The 26,094-nt window shown below is 74.9% G+C and carries 21 protein-coding genes; 14 read left to right on the top strand and 7 right to left on the bottom strand.

All coding sequences use genetic code 11. The annotated features are described in order from the left end of the window. The first annotated feature begins 24 nt into the window (after positions 1–24). The 3 genes from JZ5iCDA_RS03040 (at position 25) to JZ5iCDA_RS03030 (ending at position 4,550) form a co-directional block, all read left to right on the top strand. Complete coding sequence (locus tag JZ5iCDA_RS03040; protein WP_139122931.1) at positions 25–3,609, top strand: Ig-like domain-containing protein; 3,585 nt, start codon at positions 25–27, stop codon at positions 3,607–3,609. A 162-nt stretch (positions 3,610–3,771) separates the two neighbouring features. After that, complete coding sequence (locus tag JZ5iCDA_RS03035) at positions 3,772–4,077, top strand: STAS domain-containing protein (protein WP_083259606.1); 306 nt, start codon at positions 3,772–3,774, stop codon at positions 4,075–4,077. Next, complete coding sequence (locus JZ5iCDA_RS03030; protein WP_069385787.1) at positions 4,074–4,550, top strand: ATP-binding protein; 477 nt, start codon at positions 4,074–4,076, stop codon at positions 4,548–4,550. Before JZ5iCDA_RS03035 ends, JZ5iCDA_RS03030 begins: the two co-directional genes overlap by 4 nt. A gap of 44 nt (positions 4,551–4,594) precedes the next feature. Here the strand turns inward: JZ5iCDA_RS03030 and JZ5iCDA_RS03025 are convergent, their stop codons facing one another. After that, the gene (locus tag JZ5iCDA_RS03025) at positions 4,595–6,871 is read right to left on the bottom strand and encodes a SpoIIE family protein phosphatase (RefSeq protein WP_069385786.1); all 2,277 of its coding nucleotides are present in this window, start codon (positions 6,869–6,871) and stop codon (positions 4,595–4,597) included. Between the two features lie 277 nt (positions 6,872–7,148). Between JZ5iCDA_RS03025 and JZ5iCDA_RS03020 the strand changes: the two genes are divergently transcribed. The 3 genes from JZ5iCDA_RS03020 to JZ5iCDA_RS03010 all read left to right on the top strand — a co-directional run bounded on the left by JZ5iCDA_RS03020 (position 7,149) and on the right by JZ5iCDA_RS03010 (position 9,885). Beyond that, on the top strand, positions 7,149–7,949 hold the full coding sequence (locus tag JZ5iCDA_RS03020; RefSeq protein ID WP_069385801.1) for an ABC transporter ATP-binding protein: 801 nt from the start codon (positions 7,149–7,151) through the stop codon (positions 7,947–7,949). A 127-nt stretch (positions 7,950–8,076) separates the two neighbouring features. After that, positions 8,077–8,511 (top strand): YciI family protein, encoded by a 435-nt coding sequence (locus JZ5iCDA_RS03015; RefSeq protein ID WP_069385785.1) that lies wholly within the window; start codon positions 8,077–8,079, stop codon positions 8,509–8,511. Positions 8,512–8,550: 39 nt separating this feature from the next. After that, the gene (locus JZ5iCDA_RS03010) at positions 8,551–9,885 is read left to right on the top strand and encodes an RNA polymerase sigma factor (RefSeq protein WP_069385784.1); all 1,335 of its coding nucleotides are present in this window, start codon (positions 8,551–8,553) and stop codon (positions 9,883–9,885) included. A 44-nt stretch (positions 9,886–9,929) separates the two neighbouring features. On the opposite strand, the gene JZ5iCDA_RS03005 is transcribed toward JZ5iCDA_RS03010, so the two are convergent. Together JZ5iCDA_RS03005 and JZ5iCDA_RS03000 are read right to left on the bottom strand one after the other, a co-directional pair. Continuing rightward, entirely contained in the window at positions 9,930–10,982 is a 1,053-nt protein-coding gene (locus tag JZ5iCDA_RS03005) for an aldo/keto reductase (RefSeq protein WP_069385783.1), read from the bottom strand. Positions 10,983–11,066: 84 nt separating this feature from the next. Next, positions 11,067–11,657: a M15 family metallopeptidase gene (locus JZ5iCDA_RS03000; RefSeq protein WP_069385782.1), complete on the bottom strand. Its 591-nt coding sequence runs from the start codon at positions 11,655–11,657 to the stop codon at positions 11,067–11,069. Between the two features lie 142 nt (positions 11,658–11,799). Here JZ5iCDA_RS03000 and JZ5iCDA_RS02995 point away from each other — a divergent pair, with 142 nt between their 5' ends. Then, on the top strand, positions 11,800–13,539 hold the full coding sequence (locus tag JZ5iCDA_RS02995) for a SpoIIE family protein phosphatase (RefSeq protein ID WP_069385781.1): 1,740 nt from the start codon (positions 11,800–11,802) through the stop codon (positions 13,537–13,539). Positions 13,540–13,604: 65 nt separating this feature from the next. On the opposite strand, the gene JZ5iCDA_RS02990 is transcribed toward JZ5iCDA_RS02995, so the two are convergent. After that, positions 13,605–14,159, bottom strand: a complete 555-nt coding sequence (locus JZ5iCDA_RS02990; protein WP_069385780.1) for a TetR/AcrR family transcriptional regulator — start codon at positions 14,157–14,159, stop codon at positions 13,605–13,607. Positions 14,160–14,220: 61 nt separating this feature from the next. On the opposite strand from JZ5iCDA_RS02990, the gene JZ5iCDA_RS02985 reads away from it, so the two are divergent. After that, positions 14,221–15,132 (top strand): alpha/beta fold hydrolase, encoded by a 912-nt coding sequence (locus JZ5iCDA_RS02985; protein ID WP_069385779.1) that lies wholly within the window; start codon positions 14,221–14,223, stop codon positions 15,130–15,132. Between the two features lie 31 nt (positions 15,133–15,163). On the opposite strand, the gene JZ5iCDA_RS02980 is transcribed toward JZ5iCDA_RS02985, so the two are convergent. Beyond that, entirely contained in the window at positions 15,164–16,189 is a 1,026-nt protein-coding gene (locus tag JZ5iCDA_RS02980) for a 3-oxoacyl-[acyl-carrier-protein] synthase III C-terminal domain-containing protein (RefSeq protein ID WP_069385778.1), read from the bottom strand. Positions 16,190–16,268: 79 nt separating this feature from the next. Here JZ5iCDA_RS02980 and JZ5iCDA_RS02975 point away from each other — a divergent pair, with 79 nt between their 5' ends. The 4 genes from JZ5iCDA_RS02975 to JZ5iCDA_RS02960 all read left to right on the top strand — a co-directional run bounded on the left by JZ5iCDA_RS02975 (position 16,269) and on the right by JZ5iCDA_RS02960 (position 20,851). After that, positions 16,269–17,306, top strand: coding sequence for a LacI family DNA-binding transcriptional regulator (locus tag JZ5iCDA_RS02975; RefSeq protein WP_069385777.1), 1,038 nt, complete (start codon positions 16,269–16,271; stop codon positions 17,304–17,306). 124 nt (positions 17,307–17,430) lie between these two features. After that, positions 17,431–18,597 carry a Gfo/Idh/MocA family protein gene (locus tag JZ5iCDA_RS02970; protein WP_069385776.1) on the top strand — a complete coding sequence of 389 codons (1,167 nt, stop codon included), beginning with the start codon at positions 17,431–17,433 and terminating at the stop codon, positions 18,595–18,597. A 77-nt stretch (positions 18,598–18,674) separates the two neighbouring features. Continuing rightward, positions 18,675–19,913 carry a dihydrodipicolinate synthase family protein gene (locus tag JZ5iCDA_RS02965; RefSeq protein WP_083259607.1) on the top strand — a complete coding sequence of 413 codons (1,239 nt, stop codon included), beginning with the start codon at positions 18,675–18,677 and terminating at the stop codon, positions 19,911–19,913. Beyond that, positions 19,910–20,851: a sugar phosphate isomerase/epimerase family protein gene (locus JZ5iCDA_RS02960; protein WP_069385775.1), complete on the top strand. Its 942-nt coding sequence runs from the start codon at positions 19,910–19,912 to the stop codon at positions 20,849–20,851. Before JZ5iCDA_RS02965 ends, JZ5iCDA_RS02960 begins: the two co-directional genes overlap by 4 nt. 200 nt (positions 20,852–21,051) lie before the next feature. Here JZ5iCDA_RS02960 and JZ5iCDA_RS02955 read toward each other — a convergent pair whose 3' ends face one another. After that, the gene (locus JZ5iCDA_RS02955) at positions 21,052–21,636 is read right to left on the bottom strand and encodes a TetR/AcrR family transcriptional regulator (protein WP_069385774.1); all 585 of its coding nucleotides are present in this window, start codon (positions 21,634–21,636) and stop codon (positions 21,052–21,054) included. 86 nt (positions 21,637–21,722) lie between these two features. On the opposite strand from JZ5iCDA_RS02955, the gene JZ5iCDA_RS02950 reads away from it, so the two are divergent. Both JZ5iCDA_RS02950 and JZ5iCDA_RS02945 read left to right on the top strand, forming a co-directional pair. Continuing rightward, positions 21,723–23,228 (top strand): hypothetical protein, encoded by a 1,506-nt coding sequence (locus JZ5iCDA_RS02950; protein ID WP_069385773.1) that lies wholly within the window; start codon positions 21,723–21,725, stop codon positions 23,226–23,228. Between the two features lie 216 nt (positions 23,229–23,444). After that, positions 23,445–24,479 carry a saccharopine dehydrogenase family protein gene (locus tag JZ5iCDA_RS02945; protein WP_216093389.1) on the top strand — a complete coding sequence of 345 codons (1,035 nt, stop codon included), beginning with the start codon at positions 23,445–23,447 and terminating at the stop codon, positions 24,477–24,479. A gap of 82 nt (positions 24,480–24,561) precedes the next feature. Here JZ5iCDA_RS02945 and JZ5iCDA_RS02940 read toward each other — a convergent pair whose 3' ends face one another. After that, positions 24,562–26,073: a UxaA family hydrolase gene (locus JZ5iCDA_RS02940; RefSeq protein WP_366246653.1), complete on the bottom strand. Its 1,512-nt coding sequence runs from the start codon at positions 26,071–26,073 to the stop codon at positions 24,562–24,564. Between the last annotated feature and the right edge of the window lie 21 nt (positions 26,074–26,094).

Raw genomic sequence — 26,094 nt, 5'->3', positions numbered from 1 at the left:
CGACGCGAAGGAGGTGGCTCAGCGATGAGCCGGACCAGGATCGACCGCACGACACGGGGTGGCCCACCCCGCAGGCCGCTGGGCGCACGGCTCGGCGCGGGACTCGGCGCGGGGGCCCTCGTCGCGGGGTGCGCCCTCGCGGCCGTCCCCGCCCAGGCAGCACCCACCGCCCCGCTCAGCACCGTCGGCACCGTCGGCACTGCTGGAGCGGCTGCTGCCGCCGACGTCCCCGGCGTCACGGTGACGCCCGACCCGTCCTACGCCGGCGCCCCGTTCGAGGGCTGGGGCACGAGCCTCGTGTGGTTCGCCAACGCCACCGGCGACTACCCGGACGAGATCCGCGAGAAGCTCGCCGACATGGTCTTCGGCGACGAGGGCCTCAACCTCAACATCGCGCGCTACAACGTGGGCGGCGGCAACGCGCCGGACGTCCCGCCGTACCTGCGCGCGGGCGGCGCCGTCGACGGCTGGTGGAAGGCTCCCGAGGGCACGACGCGCGAGGACGTCGACTGGTGGGACCCCGAGAACCCGGACCACTGGGACTCCGGCGCGGACGCCACGCAGCGCTGGTGGGTCGACCGCATCAAGGACGAGGTCACGCACTGGGAGACGTTCAGCAACTCCCCGCCGTGGTTCATGACCGTCAGCGGTTACGTCTCGGGCGGGTTCGACCCGAACGCCGACCAGCTGAAGACGGAGAGCATCGACGACTTCGCCGCCTACATGGTGGGCGTCACGGAGCGCCTCGAGGACGCGCACGGCATCGAGGTCGACACGATCGACCCGTTCAACGAGCCGAACACGAACTACTGGGGCACCCAGCTCGGCGCCGACGGCAACCCGACCGGGGGCCGCCAGGAGGGCGCCCACATGGGACCGGAGCTGCAGCAGCAGGTGATCCCGGCCCTCGCCTCGGCGCTCGAGGACGCGGAGACCGACGCCGTGATCTCGGCGATGGACGAGACGAACCCGGGCACGTTCGCGCGCAACTGGAACTCCTACCCGCAGTCCGTGCGCGACCAGGTCGCGCAGCTCAACGTCCACACCTACGGCACGGGCCAGCGCACCACGGTGCGCGACATCGCCAAGGGCGAGGACAAGCCGCTGTGGATGAGCGAGGTCGGCGGCAACTGGAGCTCGACCGGCCAGGACTTCGAGACCATGGAGTCCGGCCTCGGCAGCGCCCAGCACATCGTCGACGACCTGCGCGAGCTCGAGCCGGACGCGTGGGTGTTCTGGCAGCCCGTCGAGGACTACACCAACATGGCGCCGGGCGGCGAGAGCGCGGACGGCATGAACTGGGGCGAGATCCAGATCCCGTTCGACTGCACGGCCGAGGACACGCTCGAGACGTGCCCCATCTACACGAACACGAAGTACTGGGCGACCCAGAACTTCACGCACTACATCGAGCCGGGCGACCGCCTCGTCCGCTCCGACGACGCGAACAGCACCGCCGCGATCTCGCAGGACGACGAGTCGGCGGCCGTCGTGCACGTCAACGCCACGAAGGCCGAGCGCGCCGTCACGCTCGACCTGTCGAAGTTCGGTGCGGTCGGGTCCGATGCGACCGTCACCCCCGTCACGACGAGCGCGTCCGGCTACCTCGTCGAGGGCGAGCCCGTCGCCGTCACGCCCGCGACCGGCGACGCCGGCCCGAGCGCGACCCTCACGGTGCCCGCCGAGTCCGTCACGACGTTCGTCGTCGACGGCGTCTCGGGCGTCGCCGACGACGCGGCCCTCGTCCAGGACGGCCACGTCTACCGGATCGACGGCGCGCAGGCGGACCGCTCGCTCGCCCCCGCGGCGACCGGCGACGGCGTCGTGATTCGCACCGACGCGCCCGTCGCGGAGCAGGCGTGGCGCCTGACCGCGCTCGGCGCCTCCGAGGGCTCGGGCACGAACCGGACCCGGTACGCCGTGACCAACGCGGCGACGGGCGAGCAGCTCGCGGTCGCCGAGGACACCTCCCCCGTGCTCACGGCGGCCCCGGCCGATGTCGCGGACACCCCGCTCGCCGCGCAGTGGATCCTGTCCACGACCGGCGACGGCACCTACACGCTCGTCAACGCCTTCTCGAAGACGCTGCTCGAGGTCGGCGGCCAGGCGACGGCGGACGGCTCCGCCGTCGGCACGTACCTGGCCAACTCGGGCGCGAACCAGCGCTGGCGCGTCGTCGACGAGACGGTGCTCGGCACCGAGCCGGTCGAGGCGTTCACGACGCCCGGCACCGCGCCCACGCTCCCGGGCTCGGTCGTGCCCGTGTACCGCGACGGCGCGCGCGGCGAGCTCCCCGTGACGTGGGACGTCCCGTCCGACGACGCGTGGGCGACCGCCGGGACCGTCGAGGTCTCCGGGACGGTGGCCCTGCCCACCGGCGGCTCCGCCGAGGCGACCGCGACCGTCGTCGTGGACACGCTCGAGCGCACGCTGCCGGCGCGCGCGAAGGCGTACGCGGGCGGCACGCCCGAGCTGCCGGCGACCGTCACGGCCGTCGCCGCGGGCGGTGCCGAGGTCCAGCGCCCGGTCGAGTGGGACGCCGCGCCCGAGGGCGCGTTCGACGCGGTCGGCGTGGTCGAGCTCACCGGCACCGCCGACGCGGGGTCGGGTGAGACCCTGCCCGCGACGGTCCGCGTCCAGGTGACCGAGGCGGCGTCCGCGAACGGCGCGCTCGCACCGGGCACGACCGCGAGTGCGACGTTCACCGAGCCCGGCTACTCCGTCGCCGGGGTCGTCAACGGCAACCTCACCGACAAGGCGTGGTCGAACTGGCTCTCCGGCACGAAGCGCACGTCGGACACGCTCACCGTCACGCTGCCGGAGGAGCGCGACGTCACCGGTGTCGTGACCCGCTTCTGGAAGGACGGCTCCAGCGCCACCTGGGCGCGGACGGTGCAGCTTCAGGCGCTCGTCGGCGGCACGTGGACGGACGTGGGCCAGCCCGTCGCCGTCGACGCTGCACCGAGCGGCCCCTCGCCCGCGGTCGAGATCCCGGCGGACGTGCGGACGTCCGCGGTCCGCGTCGTGCTCACCGCGCGCGACAACACCCACATGGTGGTCTCCGAGATCGAGGTCCTGGCCAAGGTCCCGGGCTCGGGGACGGACGCCGCGGCGGCGGGCATCACCGTCGACGGCGAGCCGCTCGCGGGCTTCGACCCCGAGGTCACGGCGTACGAGGTCGCCGCGGGCGACGTGCCCACCGTCGAGGCGAGCCCGCGCGACCCGTACGCGACCGTCGCGGTGCGGCCCGCCGACGCGGTGCCCGGCACGACGACCGTCCGCGTGACCGCCGAGGACGGCACCGAGCGCACCTACACGCTCGCGTGGACCGATCGAGCGGCGCTGGCACCGGTCACCGCGACCGCCGAGACCCGCTGCCTCGCCGGCAAGGTCTACGTCGCGGTGCGCGTGACGAACGACGGCGAGGCGCCGGTCGACCTCGAGGTCACGACGCCGTACGGCTCGCGCTCGTTCGCCGACGTCGCGCCGGGGCGCAACGCGTACCACGCGTTCGCGGCCCGCAGCGCGTCCGTGGCGGCCGGCACGGTCTCCGTGTCGGTCGACGGCGGCGCGGCCCGCGAGGTCGGGTTCCCGGCCCGCTCCTGCTGACGCGAGGCGCCCCACGACGGCCACCCGACCGGCACCGCCGGCGGGTGGCCGTCGTCGTCCCGGGGTGTCGCGCGCGGACGGACGGGCGCAAGGCGCGCGGATTGCGTAGCGTAGGCTCCTGGCACCCTGGACCGTCCCGGGTGTCGCGGAGGAGGCGCGCCCGTGACCGACAGCGGTGTGACAGTGCAGGACCAGGGGGCTCTCTGGGTGATGTACGGCGAGATCGACGCCGCCGTGCAGGCTCGCCACGAGGACGAGCTGGTCCGCCACGCGCAGTCGGCCGCCGGACGGATCCGGATCGACCTGTCGGCGGTGACGTTCATGGACTCCGGCGGCCTGCGCCTGCTCTACCACGCCGCGACGGCCGGCACCGGCAAGCCCGCGCTCCTCGGCACCCCGCAGCGCGTGCGCGACCTGCTCGACCTCAGCGGGGTCGTGACCCTCTTCGACCTCGAGGGGTCGCGGTGACGATCGACCGGTCCGTCATCCCGGACCGGTTCGTGGAGATCGGCTCGTGGCGCCTCGCGGCGATGGGAGACCTCGCCGAGCTGCGCGCGGAGCTGCACCGGGTGCTCACCGGGTCGCCGCTACCGCCCGACCGGCACCTCGACGCCGTGCCGGAGCGCGTCGTCCTCGTGGCGAGCGAGCTCGCCACCAACGCGTTGCGCCACGGGCGCCCGCCCGCGATGCTGCGCCTGCTGAGCGACGGCCGGGAGTTCGTCGTCGACGTCGTCGACCACTCCCCCGAGCTGCCGCCCGTGATCGACGCCCACCGCCCCCCGGGCGCCGGCGGGTTCGGCCTCCAGCTCGCGCGGCGCACCGCCCGCGAGGTGGGCTGGTTCGGCACGACGACAGGTGAGAAGCACGTCTGGGCACGCTTCGTCGTGCCGCTGTTCCGCGCGGGCGCGAGCGCGCGCAGCGCCCTCGCGCTTCTCGGCTGAGGGGAGCGCACCCGGCCGACCCCCGGCCGTGCTCGCCGCGGCCCTCAGGCGTCGCGGCGCAGGACCAGCAGGGTCGCGTCGTCCGCCGAGCGCGGGTCGCGCGCGGCCGTGACGATGGCGTCGGCGTCGAGCACGCCGCCCGTGCACACCCCCGCGAGCCGGGTGAGACCGTCGCGGATGGACTCCCCGCGCCGCTCGACGAGACCGTCGCTGTACAGCACGAGCGCCCCGCCGGGCGCGACCTGGAGCCGGTTGACGACCGGCGCCTCGTCCACGAGGCCGAGCGGGGGCACCGCGGCGGGCTCGGCCCACCGCGTGCTCCCGTCCGGCTCGACGACGAGCAGGGGCGGGTGCCCCACGGACACGTGCTCGACGACTCCGGTCGCGGGATCGAGCACCGCCACCGCGAGCGTGGCGACCTCCCCGGGCAGCGTCCACCGGGCGAACTCGGCGAGCCGCGACACCGCCTGCGAGGCGCACGACGTGTCCACGAGCGCGGCGCGCAGGGTCGTGCTCAGCTGGCCCATGGTCGCGGCGGCCTGCAGGCCGTGCCCGGTGACGTCCCCCACGACGAGCGCGATCTGCCCTGAGGGCAGCGCGAGGGCGTCGTACCAGTCGCCGCCGACGAACCCGTCGCCGGCCGCCTCGTAGCGCGACTGGATCGACCACCCCTCGACCTGGGGCAGGATCGCGGGCAGGAGGCTGCGCTGGAGCGACTCGGTGGCGCGCAGGTCCTTGCGCCCGCGCACGTACAGCGCCTCGACGAGGTGGCCGCGCAGCGCCGTCGCGAAGTCGACCTGGTCGGGCGTCCACGGCCGGCTGTGCCCGCGCACGACCTCGCGCCAGCGGTCGAAGGACTTGCGCGGGCTCAGGCGCACGGTGTCGCCCTCGCGCGAGGCGATCGCCTTGTTGTACGGGTCGCCGCCCCAGTCGACGTGGCGCAGCACCTCGTCGCGCACCCAGACGACGACCTGGCCGTCGGGCAGCACGATGCCCATCAGGCCCGCGACGTCGGGGGCCATGGACGCGACGTCCGGCGCGTCGCGCGCCAGGCAGTCGGTGGCGACGAGCTCCTCGCCCTGGGCGAGCACCCACGCGACGAGCGCGCGGCAGCCGTCGTCGTCGGGCACGCTGCCGACGGAGATCAGCCGGCCCTCGGCCACCACCGCCGCGCCGTCCGCGCGCACGAGCCGGCGCAGCCAGCCGGACCGCGTGATCGCGATGCCGAGCGGGGCCGCCTCGTCGCGGCTGTCCGCCGCGAGGTGGGCCAGCACGCTCTCCGCGCGGCGCACCTCGGCGTCGCGCTCCTGCTCGGCCTGGCCCACGAGGCGCACGGACAGCGCCGAGCCGAGGAACTCGGCAGCGGTGCGGACCTCGTACGGCGGCTCGTGCGGGCCCGAGTAGTGGTGGCACGCGATGAGGCCCCACAGCTTGCCGTCGCGCAGCAGGGAGATCGACATCGACGCGCGGACGCCCATGTTCCGCAGGTACTCGAGGTGGATGGGCGACACGCTGCGCAGCGTCGAGTACGTGAGGTCGAGCGGCGCGCCCGTCGTGGGCAGGTCCGTGGGGACGACCGGCGCGGGCGTGTAGTCGACGTCCGCGATGAGGCGGATCCAGTTCTTCTCGTACAGCGCGCGGGCCTGCGGCGGGATGTCCGACGCCGGGTAGTGCAGCCCGCGGAACGAGTTGAGGTCCTTGCGCCGCGCCTCGGCGACGACCTCGCCGTTGTACTCGGCGTCGAAGCGGTAGATCATCACGCGGTCGAAGCCGGTGAGGTCGCGCACGTGCCGTGCGGCGTCGTCGTACAGCTCGCGCAGCGTCGCGGCGCGCTCGAGGTCGCGCAGGGCGCGGCGGACCAGCAGGTAGGTGTTGCGGAACGTGAGCGGCCGCTCGCCCGCGGCCGCCTCGAGCTCGACGACGAGCACCCGCTCCGCGCCGGGGCCCTCCTCGGGCAGCGGCGGGCGGTGGAGCACGGCGTCGACGTCGCGCTCGGCGCCCCGGCCCTCGAGCCGGACGGTGAGCGGGTTGCGGACCGTGAGGTCGTCCCCCGTGGTCGCGTGGTGGAGGATCGTCGCCGCGGCGCCGTCCCCGACCGCGGCCGCGAGCGACCCGCCGAGCAGGTCCTCAGGCTCGGCGCCGAGGAAGGCCGCGGTGTTCGCCGACACCTGGAGGACCGTGCCGTCGCTCTCGCGCACGACGAGGAGCATGCCGCGCGGCTGGATCATGCCAGGGACGTGGATCGGCTCGCGGGCGCAGTTCTCGAGGTCGACCGGCTCACCGGGCGCGAGGAGCCCGTCGTTGTCGACCGTCCTGGTCACGCGAGTCCTCCGGTCCTCGCGGCGCGGGGGCGCCAGCGTTAGCGTCGATGGACCACCTGGTCACGAGGATCCTGTACGACGGTCCAGGCTATCGTGCCAGGACGAGCGTTCGCACATCGCCCGTCCGGCGCGTCCGCGCCGGTCGCGGGGCCGCACCGGCGCCGCCGGACGGGTGGATCCGGACGGGTCGCGGAACCGGGGGGTACCGTCGTTCGTCGGACCGTGCGGGGCACGCGCGACCGAGCGCCGCCCCGAGCCGACCGAGCAGAAGGTGACCATGAGCCCGACCGCCACGCCCCCGATCCTGCGCGCCGCCGGCCTCGCCGCCGGCTACGGCGGGCCCGACGTCCTGCGCGGGATCGACCTCGACGTCGTGCCCGGCGCCGAGCCCGTGGGGATCGTCGGCGAGTCCGGCGCGGGCAAGTCGACCGTCCTGCGCTCGCTCGTCGGGCTGGTCCGGCCGACGGGCGGGCACGCGACCTACGAGGGCCGCACCGTGTCGAAGCTGTCGCGCCGGGACAAGAAGGTGTTCCGGGCCGACGTGCGGCGCGTGTCGCAGGACGGTCTCGCCGGCGTCGGGATCGACCCGCGCTGGACCGTCGACCGCACCCTGTCGGCCGCGCTCACGGAGGCCCGCAAGGCCGGGCGGGCGAACGGGCGGCCGGTCGCGGACCTGCTCGTCGACGTCGCGCTCGAGCCCCGGCACGCGCCGCGCACGATCCAGTCCCTGTCGGGCGGCGAGAAGCAGCGGCTCGCGCTCGCCGTCGCCCTCGCCACCCGGCCGCGCGCGCTCCTCCTCGACGAGCCGCTGACCGCCGTGGACCCGGCGATGCGCGGTGACGTCGTGCGGCGGCTGCGCGAGACGACGGCCGAGCTGGGGACCGCCGTCGTGCTTGTCTCGCACGACCTCGAGCTCGTCGAGCGCATGTGCCCGACCGTGCACGTGCTCGCCGACGGGACCTTCGTCGCGTCGGGCCCGCTGCGCGACGTCTTCGCGGGCGGCGCCCCCGGTGCCGACCACCCCGCCGTCCGCGCGCTCGCCGAGGCCGCTCCGCTCGCGGTGCAGCGCTTCCGCTGACCCACCCGAGGGCCCCGGGAGAACTCGTCCGGCACCCGTGTCGAAAGCGCAGGTGCCCCGTTCGACGTCCTGGTGAACCCGCCCCCTCGGCACTACGGTCGAGGGGCACTCACCGAGGAGGAACGTCATGCGAGTCATGGTCCTGATCACGGGCGCCGGAGCGGACGAGGACAAGATCACCCCGACGCAGGAGATGCTCGCCCAGATGGGCGCGTACAACGAGGAGCTCGTCAAGGCGGGCGTCATGCTCGACGGGCAGGGGCTCCAGCCGAGCGCGAAGGGCGCACGCGTGGTGTTCGACGCGAGCGGCACGTCGGTGCTCGACGGCCCGTTCACCGAGTCCAAGGAGCTGCTCGCCGGCTACTGGATCTGGCAGGTGTCCTCGCTCGAGGAGGCCGTGGAGTGGGCGCGGAAGTGCCCGACCGACCCGCAGCTCGGCGCCACGCAGGTGCTGGAGATCCGGCCGATCTTCGAGGTCGAGGACTTCGGCGCGGAGTACACGCCCGAGCTGCGCGAGAAGGACGAGCGCCTGGCCGAGCAGATCAAGGCGCAGCACGGCTGACGGGCCGGGTACCGGGACGCTGCGGCCGGCAGGCGGGTCATGGACGCACGACGCACCGTCGAGGCCGTCTGGCGCATGGAGTCGCCGCGGCTCGTGGCCGGGCTCGCGCGCACCCTGCGCGACGTCGGTCTCGCCGAGGACGTCGCCCAGGAGGCGTTCGTCGCCGCGCTCGAGCAGTGGCCCGAGCAGGGCGTTCCCGACAACCCCGGGGCGTGGCTGACGACGGTCGCGCGCCGCCGGGCGGTCGACCTGGTCCGCCGCGAGCGCACGCGCGACGAGAAGTACGCGCGGCTCGCGGCGGACCTCGTCGCGCCTGCTGCGGGGGCGCACGGCGGTGCGGCGCGCGCGGCCGACGGCGGTGCGGTGCTCGTGGGCAGCGTCCCGGCCCCGGACGCGGTGGTCGAGCGGCCCGTCGACGACGACCTGCTCGCCCTCGTGCTCGTCGCGTGCCACCCGGTGCTGCCGCGCGAGTCGCGCGTCGCGCTCACGCTGCGCCTGGTCGGTGGCCTGACGACGGACGAGATCGCCCGGGCGTTCCTCGTGCCCTCGGCGACGGTCGGCCAGCGGATCTCGCGCGCCAAGCGCACGCTCGCGGAGGCGCGCGTGGCGTTCGAGGTGCCGCAGGCCGACGAGCTCCGGGAGCGGGTGCCCGCGGTGCTCGAGGTGCTGTACGTCGTCTTCACCGAGGGGTACTCCGCGACCTCGGGCGACGCCTGGGTGCGCCGCGACCTCGCGGAGGACGCGATGCGCCTCGGCCGCGTGCTCGCAGGGCTGCTGCCCGGCGAGCCGGAGGTGCACGGCCTGCTCGCGCTCATGGAGCTGCAGGCGTCGCGCTTCGCCGCGCGGACGGGGCCCGACGGCGAGCCCGTCCTCCTCGAGGACCAGGACCGCTCGCGGTGGGACCGGCTGCTCGTCACGCACGGTCTCGCGGCGCTCGACCGCGCGTTCACGCTCGGCACGCGCGGGGGCCGGGTGCTCGGCCCGTACACGCTCCAGGCGGCGATCGCGGCGTGCCACGCGCGCGCGGCGACGTTCGCCGACACGGACTGGGAGGCCGTCGTCGCGCTGTACGACGCGCTCGCGACCGTCGCTCCGTCGCCCGTCGTCGAGCTGAACCGCGCCGTCGCCGTCCTCAAGGCCGACGGCCCGGAGCGCGCGCTCGCCGTGCTCGACGGCGTCGCGGACGACCCCCGCCTCGCCCGGCACCACCTCTACGGCGCCGCGCGCGGCGACGTCCTCTCCCGGCTCGGCCGGCACGCGGAGGCCGCCGAGGTGCTCGAGCGCGCGGCCGGCCTCGCCCCGACGTCGCACGAGCGCCGCCTCCTGCTCGGCCGCGCCGCCGCCGCGGCCGCGCGGTCCCACCCGCCGAGGTAGAGACCTGGCTCGCACCAGGGCTCTACCCCCGCGGGACCGGGGCTCTACCTCGCGGAGAGGGCGCGCTCGATCGCGTCGAGCTCGTCCGTCGTGAGCGGCGCCGCGGCGAGCGCGGCGACGCTGTTCTCGAGCTGGCGCACGCTGCTCGCCCCGACGAGCGCGGACGTCACGCGCGCGTCGCGCAGCACCCACGCGAGCGCGAGCTGCGCGAGCGTCTGCCCGCGGCCCTGCGCGATCTCGTCCAGCGTCCGCGCGGTGGCGAGGTAGCCCTCGTCGAGGTTGTCCGCCGAGAGGAACGGCGAGTCCGGGCGCGCGGCGCGCGACCCCTCGGGCGCGTCGCCCGACAGGTACCTGTCGGTGAGCAGGCCCTGCTGGAGCGGGGAGAAGACGATCGTGCCGACGCCGAGCTCGCCCACGACGTCGAGCAGCGACTCGCTCTGCACGCCGTCGTAGCGGTCCTCGTGCGCGGCGTCCTCGACGTGCCGGTTGAGCATCGAGTAGCTCGGCTGGTGGATGAGCAGCGGCGTGCCGAGGTCGGCGAGGATGCGGTGCGCCTCGCGCGTGCGCGCGGGCGAGTAGTTCGAGACGCCGACGTACAGCGCCTTGCCGGCCTGGACGACGTCGTGCAGGGCTTGCATCGACTCCTCGAGCGGCGTGCTGGGGTCGGGACGGTGGTGGTAGAAGACGTCGACGTAGTCGAGGCCCATGCGCTGCAGCGACTGGTCGAGCGACGACACGAGGTACTTGCGCGAGCCGCCGTCGCCGTACGGGCCCGGCCACATGTCGTAGCCCGCCTTGGACGAGATGACGAGCTCGTCGCGGTACGCGCCGAGGTCGCGCGCGAGGTGGCGCCCGAAGTTCTCCTCCGCCGACCCGTACGGCGGGCCGTAGTTGTTCGCGAGGTCGAAGTGCGTGATCCCGAGGTCGAACGCACGGCGCAGCACGGCCCGCTGCGTCTCGAACGGCGTCGTGTCCCCGAAGTTGTGCCACAGGCCGAGCGAGATCGCCGGCAGGTCCAGCCCGCTGCGCCCCGTCCGGCGGTAGGTCATCGTGTCGTAGCGGTCGTCGGCGGCGACGTAGCGCGGCGTGAGAGGCATAAACCTCATTCTGCCCGCTGGTCGGCGAGCGGGTCCGCGCCGGCTCGGCCGCCCGCGAGGTCCACCGGCCCGGCGGGTGGACGCTCAGGCGCGGTACACCCAGTGCCACGGTTCGCACGGGGTGTCCTCGACGAAGCCGAAGCGCCCACCGTGGGTGCGCATCCAGGACTGGGCCTGCGCGTCCAGGTCCAGGTCGACCGCGATGCCCCAGCCGTGCGGGCTGGTCCCGGGCTCGGCGGCCAGACCGCCCTGGGAGTAGAGCCCCTTGCGTGCGGCGACGTCCACCTGGGCCTCGTAGGACCGGTACGAGTCCGTGATGCCGATCCGGACGCCGTCGCGGGCCGCCGCCGCGAGCAGACCCTCGAGCGCCTCGCTCGCGGGCGCCCAGAGGCGGTGACCGGTCGTCCCGACCTCGTCCAGCGCGGACCGCGGGACCTTCCCGTTGCCGTAGGCCGCGAGGTCGCGGGGGACGCCGTCGGCCGTGCGTGCCCGGTCGACGCCGGCCGACTCCTCCACCACGGCGCCGAGGACCTGCTCGAAGTGCGCGCCGGAGCTGGTCCCGACCGGTGCTGCCGACCGGGAGCCGCCGGCACCGACGGCACCGGCGGGGCCCGCGACCCCGATCGTCGCCTCGATCGCCGCGACCCGCTGCGCGATCGCCGCGATGGACTCCATGCGGTGCCCTATGCATGCCGCCCGGTGCGAGCCCTGCGGACGGCGGCCCGTGCTTGTACGGTGAGCGCGGAGCACCACGGGACAGCTGGACGACGGCGCGGTGGCCGCCGGGCGGGCTGTCCGCGGGGCAGGAGGAGACGGTGTGACGAGAGCTGGCGACATCGACTTCGCCGCCGTCTTCGACGCGCTCCCTACCCCCTACCTCGTCCTCGACGCCGACCTGCGGATCGTGGCGGCCAACCGGGCCCGCGAGCTCGCGACCGGGCGGGTCGCCGCCGAGGTCGTCGGCCGGCACCTGTTCGACGCGTTCCCCGACGACCCGGACGACCCGGACGCCCGCAGCACGACGCTGCTGGCGCAGTCCCTGCACCGCGTGCTGCGCACCGGCCGCCCGGACGTCATGCCCGTGCAGCGGTACAACATCCCGGCCGCCGAGGGCGGGTTCGCCCAGCGGTGGTGGACCCCCGTCAACACCCCCGTGGTCGACGGCACCGGCCGGGTCGAGCTCATCGTGCACCGCGTCCACGACGTCACGGACTACATGCACGACCGCGACGCCGTCACGCAGGAGCAGCTCGAGACCGCACGCCGCGAGATCTACGTCCAGGGGCACGCCCTGCGCGACGCCCTCACCGCCGAGGCGCTCACGGCGCGGCGCCTCGCCGGCCTCGTCGACGTCGCCCGGGAGCTCAGCGGCACCACCACCGTCGCCGAGCTGACCGACGTCGTCCTCCGACGCGGCCTGGGCGCGCTCGACGCCGACGGCGGTGCCGTCGCGGTCCTCGCGGAGGACGGCAGCGGCCTCGAGGTCACCCTGGCCGGGACCGAAGAGGGCCAGGCGCAGCGGTTGGACGACCTCGACCTGCGCAGCCCCGTGCCCGCGGCCGTGGCCGCGAGCTCCGGCGAACCGCTCGTGCTCCCGGACCTCAGCGGCCGCGGCGCCCGTGAGGTCCCCGCCCTCGGAGACGTCGCGGTGTCCGCGTGCGTCGCCCACCCCCTGCGGGTCCAGGGCCGGGTGCTCGGGTCGCTGACGATCGGCTGGCGCGAGCCGCAGACCTTCACCGAGCGCGACCTCGGCCTGATCGCGGCGTTCGCCTCGCTGTGCGCCCAGGCGCTCGACCGCACCCAGGACCACGAGCGCGAGCAGCGCACGGTCGCGGCCGAGCGCAGCCTGTCCGAGGCGCTGCAGCGCAGCCTGCTGTCGGAGCCGCCACGGCTCGACGGGGTGCAGATCGCGGTGCGGTACTGGCCCTCCGCCGAGCACGCCGAGGTCGGGGGCGACTGGTACGACGCCTTCACCCTCTCCCCCACCACGCTCGTGGCCGCCGTCGGCGACGTCGCGGGGCACGACCGGCAGGCCGCGGCCGCGATGGCCCAGCTGCGCAACCTCGCGCGAGGCGTGAGCGTGAGCCTGCACAGCTCGCCCGCGGCCACCCTCACCGGGCTGGACCGCGCGATGCGCACCCTGGCGGTCGACGCGGTCGCCACCGCGCTCGTCGCCCAGCTGAGGCTGCGCACGGACGCGGGCGGGAGGCGCCGGCTGCGCTGGTCGAGCGCCGGGCACTACCCCCCGCTGCTGCTCACTCCGGACGGCACCGCCCAGCTGCTCCACACCACGCCCGACATGCTGCTCGGCGTCGCCCCGGACACGGTCCGACGCGACCACGAGGTCGACCTGTCGCCCGGGTCGTCGGTCGTGCTCTACACCGACGGCCTCGTCGAGCGGCGCGGCCGGCCGGTGCAGGCCGGGCTCGAGTGGCTCGCGGACACGCTCCGCGGACGGCACGGCGAGTCCGCCGAGGCGCTGTGCGACCTGCTGCTCGACGCCTCCGACGGCGTCCACGACGACGACGTCGCCGTCCTCGTGCTGCGCGTCGAGTGAACGGCCCCCTCCGGTGGGCGGAGCCGACGACCGCTCCGGTCAGCGCCGGCCGTCCGACGTCCGCGTCACCGGTTCGCGAGCGCGCGCACCGCGCGCTCGACGGCGGGACGCACGTCGAGACCGGGGTCGACCGTGAGCCGGTGCAGCAGCAGCCCGTCGGCGAGCGCCATGATCGCCCGGGTCGCCGGCACGGGGTCGGGGATGCCGACGTCGGTGACGATGCGCTCCGTCCACCGCTCGAACTCCCGGCGCTGGTGTCGCAGCGGCCCGCCGAGCTCCGCGTCGCCCGCGAGCTCGAGGAAGAGGGCGTAGCGAGCGCGGGTGCGCGTGGCGAACGGCCCGGTCTGCAGCCCGATCACGGCGCACAGCGACTCGATCAGGTCGTCGGGGCCGGTGATCGCGGGCGCCCCGGCGGGGTCGAAGTCGGCGCGCTCGCTCTCGGCGATCCCGTCGACCACCCCGGCGAGAAGCGCACGGCGGGTGCGGAACCAGTTGGAGGTCGACCCGGGCGGGAGGCCGGCCCGCTCGTCGACCCGGGCGTGGGTCAGCGCGCGCACGCCCTCGGCGCCGAGCAGCTCCACGGCTGCCTCGAGCGCGCGCTCGCGGGTGGTCGCGGCCATGGACGCCCCCTCTCCACGGGTCTACTATGAACATAGTAGTCGTCCGGCCGAGGGAGTCGTCATGGCGACGTCGCAGCCCCGCACCACCCGCTCGCACGGCACGTCGGCGTGGTCGCCGCCGCTGCCGGAGGCCCCCGGGTTCGACCATCTCGTCGTCGAGACGCCCGGCCTGCGCACCCACGTGGCGACCGTCGGCGAGGGCGAACCGGTCGTGCTGCTGCACGGGTTCCCCCAGCACTGGTGGCAGTGGCGCGCCGTCGCCCCGGCGATCGCCGCTCGCGGCTACCGCGTCCTCTGCCCGGACCTGCGCGGGGCCGGCTGGACCGAGGCCGACGACCCGCACGTCGAGCGCGAGACCCGGCTCCACGACGTGCTCGCCCTCCTCGACGCGCTCGACGTCGAGCGCGCCCACCTCGTGTCCCACGACATGGGGGCCATCACCGCCGTGCAGCTCACCTACGAGCACCCCGAACGGGTCCGCACGGCCGTGCAGCTCGCGGTGCCGCCGGCGTTCATGGCGTTCAGCCCGAAGATCCTCCCCGGCTTCCGGCACCTGCCCCCGTTCGTCTGGCACCGCCCGGGCGCGTCCCTGCGCGACGTCTTCTCCCCCGCGTACGTCGCCCACCCGCTGCCGGAGACGACCCTCGACGCGCACCTCGCGCCGATGCGCCGGCCCGAGGTCGACGCAGCGGTCCGCCCGCTCACGCGCGGGATGGTCCTGCCCGAGGGGATGCGCATGGCCCGGGGCGTCTACCGCCGGCGGCGGCTCACGGTACCGACCCTCGTCGTCTTCGGCCGCCGCGACGACCACCCCTGGTCCGAGGAGGTCCTGACGCGCGTCGGCCGGCACCCGGAGCGGTACGCCGACCGGTTCGAGCTCGCCTTCGTCGACGACGCGGCGCACTTCATCACCGACGACGCCCCCGCCGCGGTCGCGGACCTCGCGCTCGACTGGTTCGACCGCGCCGCGTGACGGCCGCGGAGGGCGCCGCCGGAGCCGCGGCTCAGCGCGTCGGCGTCTCCACGACCTGGCCGGCCCACGCGAACCCGCCGCCGAACCCGAACAGCAGCGCGGGGGCCCCGGCGGGGATCTTGCCGGCGTGCCACCACTTCGACAGTCCGAGCGGGATCGAGGCCGCCGACGTGTTGCCGGACTCGACGATGTCCGTGACGACGACGCGGTCCTCCATCCCGAGCGCCTTGGCGAGCGGCTCGATGATCCGCAGGTTCGCCTGGTGCGCGACGAGCACCTGGATGTCGTCGAGCGAGACGCCGGAGCGCTCGACGACCGACCGGGCGCGGTCGGCGGCGCGCGTGATGGCCCACTTGAAGACGGAGCGCCCGTCCTGGGCGAACTTGTCCCCCGGTGCCTCGATCAGCACTGCGGGCGTGAGGTCGGGCTCGGAGCCCCACGTCACGGGCCCGACCCCGGGCGTCTCGGACGCCTGCAGGACGGCCGCGCCCGCGCCGTCGGCCGTGAGGATGCACGTGCTGCGGTCGGTCCAGTCGGTGAACGCGGTGAGCTTCTCCGCGCCGACGACGAGGGCCGTGCGCGCGGAGCCGGCGCGGATCGCCTGGTCCGCGAGCGCCACGGAGTGCGCGAAGCCGGAGCACGCGACGTTGACGTCGAGCACGGCGGGCCCGACGACGCCGCGCAGGTCGAGCTCGGACGCCTCCTCGGGCGTGGACTCCCCCGGCATGACGCCGGTGCGCAGGTGGTAGGCGACGCGGCCGGCGGTGTTGGGCGACCGGTCGACGGCGGTCGCGGTCGCGACGATCACGAGGTCGACGTCGGCGGCCGCGACCCCGGCGTCCTCGAGCGCGTGCCGCCCGGCGGCGACGGCCATGTCCGCGACGGTCGTGGCGTCGTCGGCGACGTGGCGCGTGACGATGCCGGTGCGCGAGCGGATCCACTCGTCGTTCGTCTCGACGAGCTGGGCGACATCGTCGTTGGTCATGGTCCGTTCGGGCTGGAAGTGCCCGAGCCCGACGATGCGCGAGCCGGGAGCGCCGGTGGCGGAAGCGATCATGGACCGATCATTCACCCGGCCTCCCCGATCGACCAACCCGGCTCCGGACGCCCGGGGGCGCCTGCCCTACGCTGACCCCGTGCCCTCCCCCACCCTCAGCGACGTGGCCCGCGAGGCAGGAGTCTCCCTGGCGACGGCGTCCCGTGCCCTCAACGGGAGCGCGACGCGCGTGGTCGGGCCGGCGCTGCGCGAGCGCGTGCTCGAGGCTGCGGAGCGGCTCGGGTACACGCCCGACGCGCGGGCGCAGGCCATGGCGCGCGGGCGGTCGAGCGCGCTCGGTCTGGTGGTGCACGACATCGCGGACCCCTACTTCTCGACGCTCGCCGCGGGGGTCAGCGAGACCGCCGAGGAGGAGGGCCTGGTGGTGACGCTCGCGTCCACGCGGACGGACCCCGTGCGCGAGGCCGAGGTCGTGGAGCTCCTCGCGCGGCAGCGCCCGCAGGCGCTCGTGCTCGCCGGGAGCCGCCTGGGCGGTGGCGACGACCGGGCCCGGCTCGTCGCGACGCTCTCGCGCTACGTCGCGGGCGGCGGGCGCGTGGCGACGGTCGGGCAGCCGCTCGACGACCTGCCGTGCGTGGAGATCGCCAACCGGGAGGGCGCCGCCGAGCTCGCGGGCGCGCTGCACGACCTCGGCTACCGCGACGTCGTCGTGCTCGGTGGCCCTCCGGATCACCGGACCGCGGCCGAGCGCACGCGCGGGCTCCTCGAGGGTCTCGCCGAGCGGGGCGTGCACGTCCCGGCGGAGCACGTCGTCCCGGGCGACTTCACGCGCGACGGCGGGTACGACGCGGCGACGACCGCGCTTCCCCTGCTGGAGGGGCGACCCGGCGTGGTGCTCGTCGCGGTGACCGACGTCATGGCCGTCGGCGCGACGGCGGCGCTCCGGGACGCGGGGATCGACGTCCCCGGCGACGTCGCGGTCGCCGGCTTCGACGACATCGTCACGCTGCGCGACGTCACGCCCGGGCTGACGACGGTGCGCCTGCCGCTGTACGACATCGGGGCGGCCGCCGTGCGGCTCGCCCTCGGCGCGGGCGAGCCGTCGGGGGCGCAGCACGTCGTGGTGCGCGGCGAGGTCGTGGTGCGTGCCTCGACCCCCCGGCGCGCCGCGGGCTGAGCCGCCCTCTTCCGTTCGCGGAGGGGTGTGCCGTACAGTGTGGGAAAGCGCATTCCCGCGCGGGGATCGCGCCGACACACGCCTTCCCGGCCGTGCCGGGCCGACGCAACGGAGCCGAAGCCGAATGACCACCTCCCGCACCCTGCGGATCGCCATGAACGGCGTGACCGGCCGCATGGGATACCGCCAGCACCTCCTCCGCTCGATCCTGCCGATCCGCGCGCAGGGCGGCGTCGAGCTGCCCGACGGCACGCGCCTGCAGGTCGAGCCGGTCCTCGTGGGCCGCAACGAGTCGAAGATCCGCGAGCTCGCCGCGCAGCACGACGTCGAGCACTGGACCACCGACCTCGACGGCGCGATCACCGACCCGGGCGTCGACGTCGTCTTCGACGCCTCGATGACCGCGCTGCGCGCCAAGACGCTGACCAAGGCGATGCAGGCGGGCAAGCACGTCTACACCGAGAAGCCGACCGCCGAGACCCTCGCCGAGGCCGTCGAGCTCGCGCGCCTGCGCGAGGAGACCGGCGTGACCGCCGGCGTCGTGCACGACAAGCTGTACCTGCCCGGCCTCGTCAAGCTGCGCCGCCTCGTCGACGAGGGCTTCTTCGGCCGCATCCTGTCGCTGCGCGGCGAGTTCGGCTACTGGGTGTTCGAGGGCGACCACCAGGCCGCCCAGCGCCCGTCGTGGAACTACCGCAAGGAGGACGGCGGTGGCATGACGACGGACATGTTCTGCCACTGGAACTACGTCCTCGAGGGCATCCTCGGGTCCGTGCGCACCGTCACCGCGCAGACGACGACCCACATCCCCACGCGCTGGGACGAGCAGGGCCGCGAGTACGCCGCGACCGCGGACGACGCCGCGTACGGGATCTTCGAGGTCGAGACCCCCGCGGGCGACCCGGTGGTCGCGCAGATCAACTCCTCGTGGGCCGTGCGCGTCTACCGCGACGAGCTCGTCGAGTTCCAGGTCGACGGCACGCACGGCTCGGCCGTGGCGGGCCTGCGCAAGTGCGTCGCGCAGCAGCGCGCGCACACCCCCAAGCCGGTGTGGAACCCCGACCTGCCCGTCACCGAGCCGTTCCGCGACCAGTGGCTCGAGGTCCCGGCGAACGCCGACCTCGACAACGGCTTCAAGGCGCAGTGGGAGGAGTTCCTCCTCGACGTCGCCGCCGGCCGCCCGCACCGCTACGACCTGCTGTCCGCGGCGCGCGGCGTCCAGCTCGCCGAGCTCGGGCTGCGCTCGTCCGCCGAGGGCCGCCGCCTCGACGTCCCGGAGATCACGCTGTGAGCGCGCCGACCACGTCGACGTCCCGCACGCTCCCCGGCGCGCGCGAGCTGCGCGACCGCGACGGTTCCGGCGCCGTCGTGCACCTCCCGCGCTTCGGCGACGACGGCCGCGTCGCGGGCACCGAGGTGCGCGAGCTCCTCGTGCCGGGACCGTGGACGCGGCCGACGGCGCCGATCACCTCGCGCGTCGCCTTCGCCGCCGCGCACGTCGTGCCGCACGTCGGTGCCGACAACGTCCCGGGCGCCCCGGCCGTCGTCGACTGGGACGCGACCCTCGCCTACCGCCACCGCATCTGGGAGCACGGGCTCGGCGTCGCCGACGCCATGGACACCGCGCAGCGCGGCATGGGCCTCGACTGGGCGGCGACGCAGGAGCTCGTGCGCCGCTCCGCCGCCGAGGCGCGCTCCATCGGCGCGCGGATCGCGTGCGGGGCCGGCACCGACCAGCTCGACCCGGCCGTCGTGGCCGGCTGGGAGCCCGGCGACCCCGCCGCGCTCGACGCCGTCGTCGAGGCCTACCGCGAGCAGGTGCGCGTCGTCCAGGACGCCGGGGCTCAGGTCATCGTCATGGCGTCGCGTGCGCTCGCCCGCGTCGCCCGCTCACCCGAGGACTACGCGCGCGTCTACGACGCCGTGCTCGCCGAGGCCGACCAGCCCGTGATCCTGCACTGGCTCGGCACGATGTTCGACCCGGCGCTCGCGGGCTACTGGGGCTCCGGGGACGTCGCCGCCGCGACCGACGTGTTCGTCGACCTGGTCCGCGCCCACCAGGGCCGGGTGGACGGGGTCAAGGTGTCGCTGCTCGACGCCGACCACGAGAAGGACCTGCGCGCCCGCCTCGCCGCGCTCGGCGGCGCCGATCGGACTGGCACGGGCCCGGACGCCCCCGGACCCGTGCGCCTGTACACGGGCGACGACTTCAACTACCCCGAGCTCGTCGTCGGCGACGGCACGGCACACTCGGACGCCCTGCTCGGCATCTTCGCGGCGATCTACCCGGCGGCGTCCACCGCGCTGCAGGCGCTCGACGCCGGGCAGCCGGACCGGGCGCACGCGATCCTCGCGTCGACCGAGCTGCTCGGGCGGCACGTGTTCGCCGCGCCGACGTACTACTACAAGACCGGGATCGCGTTCCTGTCCTGGCTCAACGGTGCGCAGCCGGGCTTCCAGATGGTCGGCGGGCTGCACTCCGGCCGGTCGGTCGCGCACCTCGTCGCCCTGGTTCGGCTGGCGGACCGCGCGGGCCTGCTCCTCGACCCCGACCTCGCGGCGCGGCGCACGCGGACGTTCCTCGAGGCGAACGGGGTGACGCGATGAGCGCCCCCGCGCACGCACCCCGGGCGTCCGACCAGGACGCGCCGGACCTGTCGCGCTGCTCGCTCAACACCGCGACGGTCAAGCGCGCGACGCTCGAGGAGGCCGTCGCGCTCGCCGCCGAGGCCGGCTACGGCGCGGTGGGGCTCTGGCGCGACCGCGTCCAGGAGATCGGGGCCGAGCGCGCCGCTCGCGTCGTGTCCGACGCCGGGCTGCGCGTCTCCTCGCTGTGCCGCGGCGGGTTCCTCACGGCACCTGACGCCGCGGGGGTCGCCGCGGCGCTCGACGACAACCGGCGCGCGATCGAGGAGGCGGCCACCGTCGGCACGAGGGAGCTCGTCTTCGTCGTCGGCGGCCTGCCCGCGAACGGCACGCCCGGTCAGGCGCCGCGCCCCGACGCGGGTCCCGGCGACCGGGACCTCGTCGCCGCGCGCGCCCGGGTCGCGGACCGGATCGCCGACCTCGTGCCGTTCGCGGCCGAGCACGGCGTGCGGATCGTCCTCGAGGCGCTGCACCCGATCTTCGCCGCCGACCGGGCCGTGCTCTCGACGCTCGGCCAGGCGCTCGACCTCGCGGCGCCGTTCGACCCGGGCACGGTGGGCGTCGTCGTCGACACGTACCACGTGTGGTGGGACCCGGCGCTGCGCGAGAGCGTCGCGCGCGCCGGCGCCGAGGGCCGCATCGCCGGCTACCAGGTGTGCGACTGGATCCTGCCGCTCGCCGACGACGCACTGCTGTCCCGCGGGTACGTCGGGGACGGCTACGTCGACTTCCCCACGATCACGCGGTGGGTCGCCGAGGCCGGCTACACGGGAGACGTCGAGACCGAGATCTTTAACCAGGCCGTGTGGGACACCCCCGCGGTCGACGTCGTCGCGCGCGTCGCGGACGGCTACGCACGTCTGGTCCTGCCGCACCTGGGGGGTCCGACGGGCGGCTGACCGACGGCCGCGGCGGCGACGACGGACCGCCGCCGCGGCGCACGAAGGGCGCCGCCCGGGGGTCGCCTCTCCTCCCCCGGGCGGCGCCCCACGAGTGTCTGGTCTCGGTCCCGACGAGCTCCGGGACGCGGAGTGCCGCGCGAGCCCGCCATCCTCCCGGGCGTGGGCGTCCGCCCGCTGAGGCGACGCGTCCGCGCAGCTCAGCGCCGGCCCGGCGCCGAGGCGGGCGCGAGTGCGGCGAGCGCGGTCGCGACGCGCCCGACGCCGGGCGCGGTCTCGGGGTCGACGAGCCACTGCATGACGGCACCGTTGACGATCGCGAGCGCGAGCGACCCGACCGTCAGTGCGACGTCGGGCGTGATCTGGTTGCGCGGGCGGTCGAGGATGAGCGCCGCGACGTCGAGCCGCCCTCGGTCGTACGTCTGCTGGAGCTGGCGGCGGACCTCGGGGGCGAACTCGGCCTGCGCGTAGACCTGGACGGTGGCGGCGAGCAGCCGGCGCTCGCCCTCGTCGGCGGAGAGCAGGCCCCCCACGAACTGCTCCAGACGCTCGGCCGGGGTCGCGCCGCCGACCGCGTCCACCGCGCCGGCGAGCCGGTCGCCCCACTCCTCCACCAGCTCGATGGCGACCGCGTTGAGGAGCGCCTCCTTCGAACCGAAGTGGTAGCCGATCGACGCGAGATTGGCCCCGCCCGCCGCGACGATGTCGCGCGCCGTGGTGTGCGCGTAGCCGCGCTCGACGAGGCAGGTGCGCGCGCCCTGCAGCAGCAGTTCTCTCTGTCCCACGCCTCCGAGGGTACCGCCCCGTGTACGGACGTGTTATACATATGTCTAACACGTGCGTACAAGCGCGTCCGACAGAGAGGCTGCTCATGACCACCCCCTCCTTGCTCGCCCCGCCGGAGCACTCGCCGGCCACCCCGGTCTCCGCCGACTGGAGCGCGCCGGGGCGCCCGGTCGCCACGACGCTGACCACGCACCTGTGGACGGCCCCGACGCTCGCGCGCGGGGCGGTCGCCCACGACGGCGCCTTCGAGGCCCTGCGCGCGCTCCGCGTGGACCACGCCCGCTTCCTGCCCTGGTTCTCCCACCCGCACGTCGCGGTCCCGGCGCTGCACGCGCCGACGCCCGCCGGGACGTCGTGGGACTTCTCGCGGCTCGACCCGTTCGTCGAGGACTTCGTCGCCGCCGCCGAGGGGCGCCCGATCGTCGCGAACTTCGCGACGATCCCGCACTGGATGTTCGTCGGCGGTGACCAGGTCGAGGTCGACGACGACCCGACCGCCAACGAGTGGGGCTACGAGGTCGGCACCGAGCTCCGCGACCCCACCGGCGCCGAGGTCGCCGACTACTTCTTCCGCCTCGCCAGCTGGTACATCGCCGGCGGGTTCACCGACGAGAACGGCGTCCGTCACGAGTCCGGGCACCGGTACCGCTTCGCCTGGTGGGAGGTGCTGTGCGAGCCCGACCTCAACCGGCGCCTCAGCCCTCAGACCTACACGAAGATCTACGACGCCGTCGTCGAGAGGCTGCGCACCCTCGACCCGCAGATGCGGTTCGTCGGGCTGTCACTCAGCCACGTGCACCACGACCCGGAGTACTTCTGGCACTTCCTCGACCCGGCCAACCACGCGCCCGGGATCCCGCTGGACGCGATCTCGCTGCACATGTACGCCTCACCCGACATCGTGAACCCCTTCGGGCCCGAGGGGAACCCGCCGCCGGAGGTCTGGGAGACGGCGTTCTTCGCCCAGGCCGAGGGCTTCCTCGAGCAGGTCCGCCACGTCCAGGCCCTCATCCGCCGCCTGTCGCCCGGCACCCGTCTGATGCTCAACGAGATGGGCACCTACCCGTCCGACATCATGAACCCCGAGCCCGACATCCCGCACGAGTACTGGGCGCTCAGCGCGAGCTGGCAGACCTACCTGTGGGCACGCTGCCTCGAGCTCGACGTCGACCTGTTCGGCGTCGCGGAGTTCATGGACTACCCCGGCATGATCCCCGGGACCACGCTCGTCGACTGGGAGACCGCGGAGCCCAACGCCCGGTACCACGCCCTGCGGCTCATGGTCGAGCACGTGCGCCGCGGCGACCGCATCGTCCCCACCGTCACGGGCCACCCGGCCTTCCCCGACGCCCGGGTGCACGCCCAGGGCGTGGTCGCCGCCGACGGCACCCGGACCCTGGTCCTGGTCAACAAGCGCGACCACCCGGTCGACGTGGAGATCGGCGACTGGCCGGCGCGCTCGACGCTCCGCAGCGTCGACTCGACCACCCCGACGGGGATCCCCGTCACCAGCGAGAACGTCGGGACCCGCGTGACGCTCGCCCCCTATGCGAGCGCAGCACTCGTCGCACCCCCCGCTGGCCGCGACTAGTCCCTACCATGTCGCCCGGGAGTCCGTCGGGACGATCCGGGTGCCGACGTCGCCGCACCTCTGATGCGGCGACGTCGGCGCGTGGACGGACGGGCGGCCACCGAGGGCGAGCAGGAGTGCTTCGAGCCCGACCGACGAGGAGCAGACGTGATCTCACACGACCGGCGAGGCCGGGCCGGCGATGAAGCGGCCGGACCCGCGGTGGACGTCCGAGCCGTGCGCACCACCGACCGGGTCCTCGTCTACGGGGCGACAGGGCACACGGGACGCTTCGTCGTGGACGAGCTCCTGCGCCGTGGCCTCGTCCCCGTGCTGGCTGGCCGCAGCGCCGAGCGCCTCGCCGCCGTCCCGTCCCGGCACACGGTGCTGGAGCGACGCGTGGTCGGCATCGACGACCCGGACCTCCTCCGCGACGCGGCCGCCGGCGCCGCCGCGGTGATCAACTGCGCAGGTCCGTTCCTCGACACCGCGCTCCCCCTGGCCCGGGCCGCGGTCGAGGCAAGTGCCCACTACCTCGACGTCACCGCCGAGCAACCGGTCGTGCAGGCGCTCTACCGCGAGCTGGACGGCCCGGCGCGGGCAGCGGGCGTCGCCGTCGTACCCGCCATGGCGTTCTACGGCGGGCTCGCCGACCTCCTGGTCACCGCCATGCTCGACGGAGACCCCCACGCCGACGAGATCGACATCGCGATCGGCCTGGACCGCTGGTGGCCCACCGCCGGTACCCGAGCCACCGGGGCGCGCAACACCGCGCCCCGCCTCGTGATCCGCGACGGCGCGCTGGTTCCGCTGGAAAACCCCGCACCGTCCGGCACCTGGCCCTACCCCTCACCGCTCGGTGAGCAGCAGGTGGTGCAGCTGCCGTTCTCGGAGGTCGTCACGATCGACCACCACCTCCACGTGGGCGAGCTGCGCTCCTACCTCAACACCGCCTCGCTGAGTGAGCTGCGAGACGCCGCGACGCCGGCGCCCACCGCGGCCGACGAATCCGGACGCTCGCCCCAGCGGTTCGTCGTCGACGCCGTCGTGCGCGCCGGAGCGAAGACCCGACGAGCCGCCGTGACAGGGCGCGACATCTACGCCATCAGCGCGCCCATCGTGGTGGAGGGCGCCGTCCGACTCCTCGACGGACGCCACCACGGCGCCGGCGCTGCGGCGCCCGGCGAGGTGTTCGACGCCGCCGCCGTCCTGGCCAGCCTGCAGGGTCATGCCGACACGCACGTGACCCCGGTCGTGACGACGTCTCCCTGAGGCCGGTGCTGTCGCCGCGGCACGCGACGGCGCGGTCCTCCAAGGTGGGCACTGGTCCTGCCCCGATTCCCGGTGCCCCTGCTCACGTGACCGTGCCGAGCTGCCAGGGCACGAACTCCTCGCCGCCGATGTCGAGGTCCTCGCTCGCCGTCTGCTCCCCCGACGCGACGTCGAGGATGCGCGCGAAGATCTCGTCGCCGACCTCCTCGAGCGTGGCCGTGCCGTCCACGATCCGCCCGCAGTCGACGTCGATGTCGTCGCCCATGCGCGCGACGAGCTCGCTGTTCGTCCCGAGCTTGATCGACGGCGTGGGCTTGCAGCCGAACACCGACCCGCGGCCGGTCGTGAAGCACACGACCGTCGCGCCGCCCGCGACGAGCCCCGTCACGGACACCGGGTCGTAGCCCGGGGTGTCCATGAACACGAAGCCCTTCGTCGTCATCGGCTCGGCGTACTCGTGCACGGCCGCGAGGTCGGCCTGGCCGCCCTTCGCGACGGCGCCCAGCGACTTCTCGAGGATCGTCGTCAGACCGCCCGCCTTGTTGCCCGGCGACGGGTTGTTGTCCAGGCTCCCGCCGCCCGCGGCGGCGTACTCCTGCCACCACGCGAGGCGGTCGAGGAGGCGCTGGCCCACCGCGGGCGTGACGGCGCGCCGCGTGAGCAGGTGCTCCGCGCCGAAGACCTCGGGCGTCTCCGCGAGCGCCGACGTCCCTCCGTAGGCGACGAGCCGGTCGGACGCGAGGCCGAGGGCCGGGTTCGCGGTGATGCCCGAGTACCCGTCCGAGCCGCCGCAGTTGAGGCCGAGCACGAGCTCGGACACGTCGCACTCGGTGCGCTCGAACCGGCCGTCGATCTCCTCGACCATCTCGCGGACCGCCTGCACGCCGGCCCGCACGGTCGCCCGGACTCCCCCGGTGTCCTGGATCGTCAGCGTCCGCACGACGGTGTCGGGCGACAGGCGGGCGCCGGCGAGGACCGTGTCGACGGCGATCATCTCGCAGCCGAGGCCGAGCACGAGCACGCCCGTGACGTTGGGGTGGCCGGCGTAGCCGCGCAGCGTGCGCAGCAGCACCTGGGCGCCCTCGCTCGTCGGCACGAGGCCGCAGCCGGACTGGTGGGTGAGGGCGACGACGCCGTCGACGTCGTCGTACGCGTCGAGCGCGAACCCGCGGAACTGGTCGGCGATCATGCGCGCCGTGCTCGCCGAGCAGTTCACCGACGTGAGGATCGCGACGTACGAACGCGTGCCCACGCGTCCGTCCGCGCGCCGGTAGCCGCGGAACGTCGGCCGCGGGCCGTCGGGCACGGCGAGCTCCGTGTGCACGGTCGCGAGCTCGTGCTCGCGCTCGCCCTCCTGGAACCCGAGGTTGTGCCCGTGGACGTGGTCTCCGGGCGCGACGTCGGCCGTGGCGATCCCGATGACCTGCCCGTACTTGCGCACGGGCTCGCCGGCCGGCACCGCGCGCAGCGCGACCTTGTGCCCGCGCGGGACGTCGTCACGGACCGTGACGGGACCACCGCCCTCGGCCGCGACGACGTCGCCCGGCGCGAGGTCGCGCGTCGCGACCGCGACGTCGTCCTCGGGGCGCAGCACGAGCAGCGCCGCCCGGGCGCC

It is taken from the genome of Cellulosimicrobium cellulans (genome assembly GCF_001722485.1).
Taxonomy (GTDB): domain Bacteria; phylum Actinomycetota; class Actinomycetes; order Actinomycetales; family Cellulomonadaceae; genus Cellulosimicrobium; species Cellulosimicrobium cellulans_A.
The sequence above is the reverse complement of the archived record's forward strand: the minus strand, read 5'-3'. Positions and strand labels throughout refer to the sequence as shown.